The sequence below is a fragment of the Bacillus sanguinis genome (genome assembly GCF_018332475.1).
GTDB lineage: Bacteria > Bacillota > Bacilli > Bacillales > Bacillaceae_G > Bacillus_A > Bacillus_A sanguinis.
Genome location: NZ_BOQB01000076.1, coordinates 18,091 through 30,785, shown reverse-complemented (window position 1 = coordinate 30,785; position 12,695 = coordinate 18,091). Strand labels below are relative to the sequence as shown.

The window sequence follows — 12,695 nt, the reverse complement described above, 5'->3', positions numbered from 1 at the left end:
AACACCTTTTTTATTTATATTTAACATGTAATCTTTTTAGATTCATTACGAGTTTCTTTTTTACATTTTTACTAATAATTTAACAGTTTCATATATAATTAAAAGTATTTAAGATTGAATTTTCTGTTTTATATTTAGTGTTAACTTAATTTGAAAAGAGGAGAGAGGTATGCCGGGAGAAATACGAACAGAGAAACATGTAAGTTATGTCGGTAAATTGTTATTGCCGGTTAAAGCGTCACCACATTTTAAATTTTTATGGATTGGGCAATTGTTTTCGACTTTAGGTAGTTCGATAACGATGGTTATTTTGCCAGTCGTTGTGTATTCATTGACTGGATCAACAGTTGTAATGGGAATGACTATGGCAATGTACATGCTTCCTAATATTCTTGCGTTACCGTTTGCTGGATTAGTCGTAGATCGAATGGATCGGGTGAAAGTAATGTTATTTACAGATATAATTCGCTGTATATTAATGCTATTACTTGCAAAACTTATATTTATGAACGTATTAACAATTCCGCTTCTATATGTACTCGTAGCTTTATATGGACTTATGGAAGGGATATTTCAGCCAGCGTATGCGGCTGTAAGAGCAAAAGTATTTGTACCGGACATCCGAAATGCAGCTAATGCATTAACTCAAATGAGTAATCAAGGTATACGACTAATTGGACCGGCTCTTGGAGGATTGATCGTTTCAGTTGCATCTGCCGGAATAGGATTTGGACTGGATGCAGTAACGTATTTGCTATCATTTTTCTGTTTATTATTTTTAAGAGAAATAAAGTTTAAAAAAGTAAACCATATTGAAAAGAAAAAAGTCGATTATAAACAAGAGTTTATGGAAGGTGTTTTCGTTTTAAAAAGTCATCCGTGGCTATGGATTACAATTTTAGTTTTTTCTTTCATCAATATTTGTTATGCAGGAATTATCGTCGTATTAATTCCATGGCTATTTAATGTTCATCATCATTTTGAAGCATATGTGTATGGATTAGGAATGGCATCTTCTGGCGTTGGAGCTGTCATTGCCGCGCTAATATTTGGCGGGAAAGAGCGTTGGCATAAGCGAGGATTACTTGCCTATGGTGGTGTTTTAATAAGTGGTTGTGCACTTTTATTAATGCCGTTCATTACTTGGGCACCTGCATTAATTGGATTAATGGCAATTGAAGGGTTCGGTATGATGATATTTGGACTCATTTGGGAAACAAGTTTACAAGAGCTTGTGCCAGAAGAAGCATTTGGAAGGGTGGCAAGCCTTGATATGCTAGGTTCATTTGCTTTATTACCATTAGGATATGTAGTTGTTGGCTGGTTAGCAAATGTAATAGGTGGTGAGATAACAATTATAACACTAGCTATTTTAGTACTTGTAACAGTTGGACTAGCGTTGGCTGTACCAAGTATTAGGCGGTTCGATTAATTATGTAGGTTAAAAGGGGGATATGGTATATGAATATAGAAAACCTACATAATTTACTAGTATATGAATTGGGATGTAAATATATTTTGGAGAAAAGGTATTTGAAGCAATTCAATCCGGTTTTGTAAATAAAGAGTAAGCCCTAATCAAATTAGAGCTTACTCTTCATTAAATACAAATGTTTCTTTCATTTGTTTACTCTCATTTACTGGATGGCCGTTGTAAGAAAAGTTCTTTTCTTCCCAAGTAATGATGACTTTGAAATTATGGCTATTAGGGTCTAATGGAAATGCCATGTAGTCAGAGCTTGTATGACTTTTTGAAACGTTATTATTTAAAGTAATAGGATTAAAGGTAGCTTTAGATGTAGGGGTGTTATCAAGTATTTTCACTGATACATTAGATACATCATTACCGATGTTTTTTACGAGTAAACTATAAGTATCATATGCACCTTGTTTTGTCTGTACTGCTTGCTTGTTTGCGCTATGAGATTTATCAATTTCGATATACCACTGATTAGACTTTGACGCGATTGGTAGTGATTGAAATGTGTATGCACTAGCTTGTATTGGTAGCGCTAAGCATATAAGCGTAAAGAGAGTTAATATTTTTCGTTTCATTTTTTTGAGAGCTCCCATTCTGTAACAGATTTATTTGTTAGTATCTTCTCTTCGTGAGAGGATATACCATATAATGTAAGTGAGGTATGTATATCGGACTAGGAATCATCATCTTATAAAATGAATATACTAAAAATTCTATATAAACTGTTTATTTAATGTGATTAAATATGCTAGAATAAATTTGAAAACGTTTCCTTATATGGAAATAAGAAAGCGTTCTCTATAAAGGGGGGGATAGTAGTGATTACATTTTTAGTATCAATCGTCGTATTGATAATTGGTTATTTTACATACGGAAAGTTTATTGAAAAGATATTTGGAGTCAATTACAAAAGAAAGACACCAGCCTATGTAAATCAAGATGGAGTAGATTATGTACCTATGGATAGGCGAAAGAATTCTATGATTCAATTATTAAATATTGCAGGTACTGGACCTATATTTGGACCAATATTAGGTGCTTTATATGGACCGGTTGCATTTGTTTGGATCGTAATTGGGGCTATTTTTGCAGGGGCTGTTCATGATTATCTCACAGGGATGATTTCTATTCGTAATAAAGGGGCGCATATTCCTGAATTAGCAGGGAAGTTTTTAGGAAATGCAATGAGACACATTGTAAATGTTTTTTCACTGTTGCTGTTAGTATTAGTAGGAACTGTGTTTATTACAACACCAGCATCATTACTTGATATTGTATTGCAAGGGAAAGTGTCAATAACTATTATTTTATCCGTTATTTTCGTATATTACATTTTATCTACGATCTTGCCGATTGATAAAATTATTGGAAAAATTTATCCGGTATTAGGTGCATTATTGCTAATAAGTGCTATTGGCATAGGGGGAATGATGATAATAAAAGGTTCTCCTATCCCAGAATTAACGTTTGAAAATATGCATCCAGATCATGCGCCTATTTTTCCACTATTAATGCTGACAATTACATGTGGGGCTTTATCAGGATTTCATGCAACGCAATCACCAATTATTTCAAGAACACTTCAAACTGAAAAACATGGCCGATATGTATTTTTTGGCATGATGATTGCGGAAGCGATTATTGCAATGATCTGGGCAGCGGCTGCGATGAGTATTTTCTCATACGGTGAATTAAATGAGTTAATTAAATCAGGTACACCAGCTGCGGTTGTAAGTGAAATTTCGAAGACAATGCTAGGTGCTGTCGGTGGAACAATTGCTGTTATCGGAGTAATTGTATTACCAATTACATCTGGTGATACTGCATTCCGTGCGGCACGTTCTATCATTGCCGACTATTTCAATTTTAACCAAACAAAATTGAAAAATCGCTTAATGATTGCAATTCCATTGTTTGTAATTGCATACGGTTTAACGAAAATTGATTTCACATTATTATGGAGGTATTTCTCTTGGGCTAACCAATCGACTGCAGCAATTGCGTTATGGATTGGAACGATGTATTTATTTATAAAAGGAAAACCGTATGTTGTTTCCTTAATTCCAGCGATATTTATGACGCTCATGACTGTCATTTATATTTTAAATGCAAAAATTGGTTTTAATATTCCACTAAACACATCTTATATTGTAGGTACAGTTATTACGGTTATATTAACTGCTGTATTCTTTATAAAAGCTGTGAAAAATAGAAATGAGAATATTGAAGTAGATGTGCAATTAGAGAAGGAAGCTGTGTAGAGATTTTTCTACACGGCTTTTTCTAATGTGAAAAAATTTCCAATAATATGTTAAAATAACATGGTCATACAACAAGGGGGAATTGTTTTATGGAAAATGGACATCTTGCTAAAGTAGATTTGACGAAAAGAATTGAATCGAAATCTAAATACAATAAGAGACTTGAAAAATATCAAAGGCGCTTATTAGCGTTGCAGCAAATTGTAAAAGAAGAAAAAATCGCTGTTATGCTCGTTATGGAAGGCTGGGATGCGGCTGGAAAAGGCGGAGCGATTAAACGAGTGACGGAACACCTTGATCCACGTGGGTTTCAAGTAAATCCAATTGGAGCACCAGCACCTCATGAAAAACGATACCACTACTTGCAACGTTTCTGGCGGAAACTTCCTCAGTACGGGCAAATTACTATTTTTGATCGCTCATGGTACGGCCGTGTGTTAGTTGAGCGTGTTGAGGGTTTTGCTACAAAGGAAGAGTGGACGAGAGCGTATGATGAGATTAATGACTTTGAAAACCTATTAACAGATGACCATTATATAATCGGGAAGTTTTTCTATCATATTAGTAAAGATGAACAGTTAAAGAGATTTAAAGATAGAGAGAAAAATCCTTTAAAAAAATGGAAAATCACAGACGAAGATTGGCGTAATCGTGAAAAGTGGGACGAGTATGTTGAAGCAACGGAAGACATGTTTGAAAAAACAAATAAGCCAAATGCGAAATGGCAAATTATCGCGAGTAACGATAAATTATACGCTCGTTTGAAAACGTTGAAAGTGATTATCTCATTAATTGAGGATTATCTCTTAAAACATAATATAGAACTACCTTCATATTATTATGAAATAAAAGAAGGTAAGACAGAAGACTTTGAAACGAATCAAGATATAGTTGTAAAATAGTACAAAGTTTTCATATGAAATATAAAGTAGAAATACCCTGTAAATTTGGGAACCCCTCGGTAATGGAAAAAACACAAACCGTGGGGTTCTTTACATGTATAAATGAATTTCAGCATTTTAAATTTGGGGATTTTATTGTTCTATAGTACATTAACAATAGGTATTAGTCTTATAGAGAGGGTGAGGAAATGATAGATACGGCAGGTGCTTCAATAAGTAATCGTATGTATACAGAAGAAGAGCAACAAAAATTATACAAAAGAACGTTAATAATCGTAAGTATTTCACAAATGTTCGGCGGAGCTGGGTTAGCTGCTGGAATTACAGTAGGTGCACTTCTTGCGCAGCAAATGCTAGGGACAGATGCATTTGCTGGATTACCAGCTGCTATGTTTACGATGGGATCGGCGGTAGCGGCTTTCTTTGTTGGAAAGTTATCGCAAAAACATGGTCGCCGCATAGGTCTTGCAGCAGGATTTATGGTAGGTGGGTTTGGAGCAATTGGTGTTGTATTGGCAGCTTTAACAAATAGCATTATTCTTTTACTTATTTCTTTACTCATATACGGTGCCGGTACAGCTACAAATCTACAAGCTCGTTATGCCGGTACAGATTTAGCAGATAAGAAGCAAAGAGCAACTGCTATTAGTATTACGATGGTAATGACGACTTTTGGTGCAGTCGCAGGTCCGAATTTAGTAGGTGTAATGGGAAGGTTTGCTCATTCAATTGGAATTCCTGAACTTGCTGGTCCGTTCATATTATCAGCAGCTGCATTTATACTGGCGGGTCTTGTTTTATTTGTTATGCTTCGTCCAGATCCGTTACTTATTGCTAATATGATAGAAACATATAAAAAAGAGCATACATATAAAGGGCAAGCAGTGACGGAAGAAGCGACAGAAAACAAACGAGGTATTACGGTTGGAGCTATCGTAATGATACTTACACAAATCGTGATGGTTGCGATTATGACGATGACGCCAGTTCATATGGGACACCACGGTCATGGATTAAGTGCAGTAGGTCTTGTAATTGGTTTTCATGTAGGTGCAATGTATCTTCCATCTCTCGTTACAGGAATGTTAATTGATAAAATTGGAAGAACTACGATGAGTATAGCTGGTGGAGTAATTTTATTAGCGGCAGGTGTCGTAGCTGCGATAGCGCCGAGTGATTCTATAATACTATTAATTGTTGCATTGTCTTTACTTGGATTAGGGTGGAACCTCGGTTTAATCAGTGGTACTGCTCAAATTGTTGATGCAACTATACCTTCTACACGTGCAAAAACACAAGGGAAAATAGATGTGTTCATTGCGTTAGCTGGAGCTTCAGGAGGAGCGATGTCAGGTATGGTAGTGGCAAACTCAAGTTATGCGGCATTGTCATTAGCTGGAGGAGTTTTAGCTTTCATGCTTATTCCTGTTGTGATATGGGCTCGGAAAACTTAACTATATAAAAGTATGAAAAAGAAAGGGCATGCATATCGCCCTTTCTTTTTTGTTTGACTTTAAGTATTTATAACAACAGTTTTTCGAAGTAAATAGAAATATTTATTAGCCAATAACCATTCATGCATTTAAGGGGCGATATGCCTTTAAAAGAATATCATTATGATATAATTGTATTTGAAATGGAATTTATTACATATAAGGGCGGGAGATAGTATGGCTTTTCAAACACCATTAACAATTAAGAAAGTTATTGAAAATGTTCATAATAAGAAGTATTTACTACCAGCTATTCAACGTGAGTTTGTTTGGGGAACAGATCAAATAGAAAGGTTATTTGATTCGTTAATGCAAGGTTACCCAGTGGGGTCATTTTTATTTTGGGATGTTAAGAAAGAAAAGAGTAAAAATTTTCAATTTTATGAGTTTATTAGAAACTATCATGAAAAAAATAATAGGCATAATCCGTTAGCAAACATTAGTGGTGAAGAGGGGATTATTGCAATATTAGACGGTCAACAACGTTTAACTTCAATGTACATTGCATTAAAAGGAACTTATGCTTATCGTTTGCCGAGAATGAGGAGAGAAAATCCGTTAGCTTATCCTGAACAACAACTATATGTGGATTTATTAGGGCCATCAAATGAGTTTGATACAATTTATGATTTTAGATTTTTAACTGTTGAGGAGGCAAATCAAAAAATTGAAGGCGTTTATTGGTTTAAAGTGGCGGATATTCTGAATATAAATAGTCCGTATGAAATAAGTCGGTATTTAATACAAAAGGGATTAAATTCAATTGAAGAAGAAAAGGCTTTATTTGCAAGTGAAACGCTACATAAGTTATACCAAGTTATAAATGAAGTACCGAATATCAATTATTTTTTAGAGGAAGAACAAAACCTAGATAAAGTTTTAAATATCTTTATACGAGTGAATAGTGGTGGAACGAAATTAAGTTACTCAGATTTATTGTTGTCGATTGCAATAGCCCAATGGAAAAATAAAGATGCTCGACAAGAAATCATTAAGTTCGTAGATGAAATTAATCAAATTGGTGATGGATTTAAGTTTGATAAGGATTTTGTTTTGAAAGCGTGTTTAGTCCTGTGTGATTTCAAAGATATTGCTTTTAAAGTTGATAACTTTAATGCCGAAACTATGGAAAAAATCGAAGACAACTGGGATCGTGTGAAAGAAGCAATTAGATTGGCTATTAATTTAGTTGCAAGTTTTGGATATAATCAAGATACTTTAACGTCTAATAATGCAATTGTTCCGATAGCATACTATCTATTAAAAAGAGACATTCCACATCAATATGTGGAATCAAAAAAATATAAGCAAGACCGAAGTTTTGTGAAAAAATGGTTGATTTTAAGTCTTTTAAAAAGAGTCTTCAGCGGACAACCAGATAATATACTGCGACAATTAAGGAGGGTTATTGAAGTTAATAATAGTGAATTTCCACTGCAGCCAATTATTGATGAATTTAAGGGAGAAGCGAAATCATTTACATTTTCTGATGATGAAATTGATAATTTACTATCTTATCAATATGGTCAAAAGCATACGTTTTCTATTTTAGCAGTACTTTATCCACATTTAGATTTTAGAAATAAGTTCCATTTAGATCACATCTTTGCTAAAAGTTTATTCACAAAAAGGAATCTAACTAAGAGAGGGATTCCACATGAGAAAATAGATGTGTACGTAGAAAACGTAAATTCGATCGTGAACCTTCAATTGTTAGAAGGGATTCCAAATATGGAAAAATCTGATATGGAATTTGAAAAGTGGTTAAATGAAATGTATAAAGATGCTACTAAGTTAGAAAAATATATGGAGGAACATTGCATACCGATGGTTAGTTTTGAATTTCAAAATTTTGAAGAGTTTATAGTGAAGAGGAGAGAATTACTACACGAAAAATTTAAATTACTCGTTTAGTTTACTGTTCTCATGAAATATAGGGGAAATAAATAGTTATAAAAAGAGGTTCTAGCCATTGACTAGAACCTCTTTTTATACACTTAAATCAAACTCCATAATAAGCCCTAAATGCATAAGACCACCACCAAATTCGTATAGTAAAAGCGTGTCTCTATTATTTAATTTTCCTTCTTTTCTAGCAATCCTTCATTCCTGTTCTTTGTGCAATCTATTCATTATTCGTATCGATAATCTTTTCTAAATCGTTATTAGACAATGTTTGATTTGGAACATAAGTACTTATTGCAGTAATACGAGATTTAGAATGCATAGGAACAGCTCCTAACTTCATTTTATAACCTGATACTAATATCAAGTTATAAAAATGTCAATATAGATTTTTGGTGTATTGAACGAATTAGCTTACTATGAAGGAATTTAGCGAGTGTTGTAAAAATAATATACGAGAAGTTTCTAAAATTGATAATGAAGTGAGTTGAGCTCCTTGAAAGCAATTTTACGCATGTTGCCTGTTGTCATTATTTGTAGCTTTATTCTTATTATTTTTTCAGATAAATCTTATGCTTGTGATTGTATTAATGTATCGGTAGAAGATGCCTTTCAAAAAAACGATGTAGTGTTTGAAGGGAAGGTAATTGAGGTTGGAAGGAAAGAAGGGGTTGGAATTGAAGTATTATTTGAAGTGAAAGAAATTTGGAAAGGGGCAACTTCTTCGCAAATTATCATATATACAAATGGTGGTGATTGTGTGTTTCACTTTGTGGAAGGAGGAGAGTACTTAGTATATTCTTCTCAAAGAGGATCTGAAAAACAATTACACACAAATAGTTGTAGTAGAACGAAGAGATTAGATGAGGCAGGGGCGGACAAAGTGGCTTTAAGCCAAATTGCAAAAGAATCTGTTCCGACGAAGAAATTCGATTTAAAAGATGACATGTTGAACGGTTTAAGTTGGTGGCAAGTTGCTATCATTTCCATAGGTCTGTTATCAATAATTGCTTTTGTTATTTTTAGTGGGAGAAAAATACGCAAAAAATGACGATTAAAGTAAAAATATAAAGATTTTCTTTCAGTTTCTATAGGTAGTTTAATCTTGTGAAAGCGAATTACTTATGCTACACTTTATGTAACTTAAAATGAACGGAGGGGCTTCCTTTGATCTTAATCAGATTACGTCTCAATACTTTGTGCCAATAATTGAATAGCGCTCAAAGGCTCTGTCTGTGTACAGAGTGAACGGGATTGGTCTGCCTATTTTAAAGGAACCCTTTATTAAGCTTATATGTGAAAAAGAGGGAGGGACGAATACGCCCTCTTTTTGTTTTGCCTTTATAAATAGAATGGGATCGTATAGGTGAACACTTATTGTGGATACGTATATGATCTTGGGACTTTTTGACTATGAGGTAGGATGAAAGCACAGCTTTCTCCTATTTCTTTGGTGAACCCTTATCCGTTTACGAAAACACAGGCAGCGACCTGTGTTTTTTTATTTTACGTAATCGAAATGGAGGAATAAATATATGGAAGAATTATTACAAAGAGCAGTATTAGTTGGAGTAAATTTAGGTAATGAAGATGATTTTGCATATTCGATGGAAGAGTTAACGAATCTTGCAGAAGCTTGTGATGTAGAGGTAATCGGGCAAGTGACGCAAAATCTACAACGAGTAAATCCATCCCATTATATTGGAAAAGGAAAGATTGAAGAAGTAGCAGCTTATGTAAATGAAGTAGATGCGAATATGATCATCTTTAATGACGAATTATCACCTTCACAAATTCGAAATTTAGAAGCGGATTTAGATTGTAAAGTTATTGACCGTACCATATTAATTTTAGATATTTTTGCGCAACGTGCGAAAACGAAAGAAGCGCAGTTACAAGTAGAAGTAGCCCATCTTCAGTATATGATGCCTCGTTTAATCGGTCTTCGCGAATCGTTAGGAAGACAAAGCGGCGGTGTTGGTACGAAAAATAAAGGTGTCGGTGAGAAGAAGTTAGAGTTAGACCGTCGTAAAATTGAAGAACAAATTTCAGTTTTAAATAAAGACCTAGAAGCACTTGTTGCCCAACGTCAAACGCAGCGAAAGCAACGTAAGAAAAATGAAGTACCTGTTGTAGCATTAGTAGGCTATACGAACGCCGGAAAGTCAACGACGATGAATGCGATGCTTGAAATTTATAATGGTACTGAAGAAAAACAAGTATTTGAAAAAGATATGTTATTTGCGACGTTAGAAACATCTGTGCGAAATATTGATTTGCCAGATAACAAATCATTCTTATTAACAGATACAGTTGGATTTGTAAGCAAATTACCACATCATCTTGTAAAAGCATTCCGTTCAACGTTAGAAGAAGTAGCGGAAGCGGATCTACTTATTCACGTTGTAGATTACGCAAATCCAAATTATGAACAGTTAATTGATATTACAAATGAAACGTTAAAGAAAATTGGAGTAGAAAATATCCCAACCATTTATGCTTATAACAAATCAGATATGGTAGATGTTGAAATTCCGAAAGTACAAGAAGACCGCGTTTATTTATCAGCGAAGAAACATGTTGGAATTGAAGAACTTGTCGAAATGATTCGCTCACACATTTATAAAGAGTATACGAAGTGTGAAATGTTAATTCCGTACGATCAAGGACAGGTAGTTTCTTATTTCAATAATCATGCGCACGTTTTATCTACGAGTTATGAAAACGAAGGTACGAAAATAGAAGTAGAATGTAAGACGAGTGATTACGAAAAGTATAAGCGTTTTGCGATTTAATAAAAAAGACGATCCTAATATATGTTAGGATCGCCTTTTTCTTATTCTGTAATAGAGGCCCACTTATAAGAATAAATTCCTGCAAATGGACGAATAACAACACCTTTTACTGTTGTGCGTTCTAAATATACAAGCCCTGATTGGAAGATTGGAGCGATAGCTGCATCATCTTCCAGTAAGATTTTCTCTGCATCTTGAAACGCTTTCCAACGTGCTGATAAATCAGTTGCTAAGGTAGAGCTCGTTTTCTCAATTAATTCGTCGTATTGTTTGTTTGAATAGCTCATCTTATTAAACGGTCCGTCTGTGACGAACATATTTAAAAATGTTGTAGGGTCAGGATAATCTGGTCCCCAAGTAGAAAGTGAAATTTCAAAATCGCCATTTCCTTCGCGATCTAAAAATGCTTTTACTGGAAGGGGCTGTAAAGTGATTTTTAATCCAGGTAAGTTTTTCTCCAGTTCACCTTTTAAAAACTCGCTAATTTTTTTATCGTTAGATTCATCAGTTGTTATGATTGAAAGGGAAGCGTTTTGTAAGTTTGTTTCTTTTTTCGCAGTTTCCCATAGTGTTTTAGCTTCTTTCACATTTGTTTCTACTTTTACATTACTTGTACTGCGAAAATCTTTATTGTCAGGTCCTTTTACGAATCCTTTCGGAACGAATGCATTCGCAGGTATAGAACCATTGTTTAAAATCGTTGTTGCGATTCCTTGTTTATCAAAAGCAAGCGAAATAGCTTTTCGAGCGTTTTTGTTTGCTAATAAAGGATTTTTTTGGCTAAATCGGAAAAACGTCATAGAAGGACGTTCCATTTTCTTTAAGCTCGGATCTTTTTGATATTTATCAACAAACTCTGAATTGATCGTAATTCGGTCTACTTGTTTGCTTTCAAATAAATTAACGGCTGTTGAAGTATCTTTTACGATATTTACATTAATTTCATTTAACTTCACATTTTTATTATCCCAGTAGTTCGGGTTTTTCGTCATTTTGTAACTTGTATCATGTTTCCATTCACTTAATTGAAATGGCCCGTTATAAACTACATTTGCAGCTTCAAGCCCGTAATTTTTCCCTTGTGCTTCTACTACCTTTTGGTTTTGAGGATAAAATGTTGCAAATCCCATTAACCCTAAAAAGTATGGAACAGGGTGTTCTAATTGTACTTCAAGTGTTCTATCATCAATTGCCTTTACACCAAATGAATCAATTGGTAATTCTTTTTTATTTATTTTTTCAGCGTTTTTAATATCGAACATAATATGTGCGTATTCAGAAGCAGTTTCTGGATTAACGGCACGTTTCCATGCATATTCAAAATCATGAGCAGTTACTGGATCGCCATTTGACCATTTTGAATCGTGTAATGTAAATGTATATGTTTTTCCGTCTTCGCTCAGTTTGTATGATTTAGCAGCTGCAGGAACAGGTTTATTGTCAGGACCAGGCATATATAATCCTTCCATTACGTTGTTTAATGCAGCATAAGAAAACCCATCAGTTGCGATAGATGAATCAAGTGTAGAAATTTCCCCAGCTTCTACAATGTTTAATACTTGTTTTGAAGATTCTTTTTTCTTTTCTCCGGTAGTTGTTGACTCTTGTTTTTGGCCACATGCTGTTAAAAACATAGATAATGTGATTGAGAGTGCAACGATTCCTTGCGTCTTTTTCTTCATAGTTGTCATCCTTCCCTTCATCTCTGCCTTAGTATAAAAGAAAATATAGAAAATTTCTATAAATAAATCCGATAAAACGTATAGAAAAAATATCTTATGTAAGAAGTGATATTTCTGGAAAAAGAAATGAAACCAGTATAGAATAGAAATGTTTCAAAAGTCAGAATTTATTACACC

At 34.2% G+C, this 12,695-nt stretch carries 9 protein-coding genes and 1 pseudogene; 7 read left to right on the top strand and 3 right to left on the bottom strand.

The window, feature by feature from the left end:
* The first annotated feature begins 169 nt into the window (after positions 1–169).
* Positions 170–1,432, top strand: a complete 1,263-nt coding sequence (locus tag KI369_RS10345) for an MFS transporter (protein WP_212955885.1) — start codon at positions 170–172, stop codon at positions 1,430–1,432.
* A gap of 158 nt (positions 1,433–1,590) precedes the next feature.
* Here the strand turns inward: KI369_RS10345 and KI369_RS10340 are convergent, their stop codons facing one another.
* Entirely contained in the window at positions 1,591–2,055 is a 465-nt protein-coding gene (locus KI369_RS10340; RefSeq protein ID WP_212955884.1) for a YozF family protein, read from the bottom strand.
* Positions 2,056–2,298: 243 nt separating this feature from the next.
* On the opposite strand from KI369_RS10340, the gene KI369_RS10335 reads away from it, so the two are divergent.
* The 4 genes from KI369_RS10335 to KI369_RS10320 all read left to right on the top strand — a co-directional run bounded on the left by KI369_RS10335 (position 2,299) and on the right by KI369_RS10320 (position 8,050).
* Positions 2,299–3,741, top strand: coding sequence for a carbon starvation CstA family protein (locus KI369_RS10335; protein ID WP_212955883.1), 1,443 nt, complete (start codon positions 2,299–2,301; stop codon positions 3,739–3,741).
* An 89-nt stretch (positions 3,742–3,830) separates the two neighbouring features.
* A complete protein-coding gene (locus KI369_RS10330) occupies positions 3,831–4,643 on the top strand; it encodes a polyphosphate kinase 2 family protein (protein ID WP_212955882.1) in 813 nt (270 codons plus the stop codon).
* 188 nt (positions 4,644–4,831) lie between these two features.
* Positions 4,832–6,097, top strand: a complete 1,266-nt coding sequence (locus KI369_RS10325) for an MFS transporter (protein ID WP_212955881.1) — start codon at positions 4,832–4,834, stop codon at positions 6,095–6,097.
* A 216-nt stretch (positions 6,098–6,313) separates the two neighbouring features.
* Entirely contained in the window at positions 6,314–8,050 is a 1,737-nt protein-coding gene (locus KI369_RS10320) for a GmrSD restriction endonuclease domain-containing protein (protein ID WP_212955880.1), read from the top strand.
* A gap of 214 nt (positions 8,051–8,264) precedes the next feature.
* On the opposite strand, the pseudogene KI369_RS10315 reads toward KI369_RS10320, so the two are convergent.
* A pseudogene (locus tag KI369_RS10315) lies at positions 8,265–8,363 on the bottom strand (ketoacyl-ACP synthase III); the annotation flags it as partial.
* Between the two features lie 174 nt (positions 8,364–8,537).
* Between KI369_RS10315 and KI369_RS10310 the strand changes: the two are divergent.
* Together KI369_RS10310 and hflX are read left to right on the top strand one after the other, a co-directional pair.
* Entirely contained in the window at positions 8,538–9,092 is a 555-nt protein-coding gene (locus KI369_RS10310; protein ID WP_212955879.1) for a cobalamin biosynthesis protein CbiN, read from the top strand.
* Between the two features lie 484 nt (positions 9,093–9,576).
* Positions 9,577–10,836: a GTPase HflX gene (gene hflX / locus KI369_RS10305; RefSeq protein WP_212955878.1), complete on the top strand. Its 1,260-nt coding sequence runs from the start codon at positions 9,577–9,579 to the stop codon at positions 10,834–10,836.
* Between the two features lie 41 nt (positions 10,837–10,877).
* Here the strand turns inward: hflX and KI369_RS10300 are convergent, their stop codons facing one another.
* Positions 10,878–12,518 (bottom strand): peptide ABC transporter substrate-binding protein, encoded by a 1,641-nt coding sequence (locus tag KI369_RS10300; protein WP_212955877.1) that lies wholly within the window; start codon positions 12,516–12,518, stop codon positions 10,878–10,880.
* Positions 12,519–12,695: the final 177 nt, after the last annotated feature.

Bases quoted from the DNA above. Each gene is read 5' to 3' on its own strand.
- KI369_RS10340 (WP_212955884.1), bottom strand. From the start codon at position 2,055: ATGAAACGAAAAATATTAACTCTCTTTACGCTTATATGCTTAGCGCTA.
- KI369_RS10325 (WP_212955881.1), top strand. From the start codon at position 4,832: ATGATAGATACGGCAGGTGCTTCAATAAGTAATCGTATGTATACAGAA.
- KI369_RS10300 (WP_212955877.1), bottom strand. From the start codon at position 12,518: ATGAAGAAAAAGACGCAAGGAATCGTTGCACTCTCAATCACATTATCT.
- KI369_RS10330 (WP_212955882.1), top strand. From the start codon at position 3,831: ATGGAAAATGGACATCTTGCTAAAGTAGATTTGACGAAAAGAATTGAA.
- KI369_RS10320 (WP_212955880.1), top strand. From the start codon at position 6,314: ATGGCTTTTCAAACACCATTAACAATTAAGAAAGTTATTGAAAATGTT.
- KI369_RS10345 (WP_212955885.1), top strand. From the start codon at position 170: ATGCCGGGAGAAATACGAACAGAGAAACATGTAAGTTATGTCGGTAAA.
- hflX (WP_212955878.1), top strand. From the start codon at position 9,577: ATGGAAGAATTATTACAAAGAGCAGTATTAGTTGGAGTAAATTTAGGT.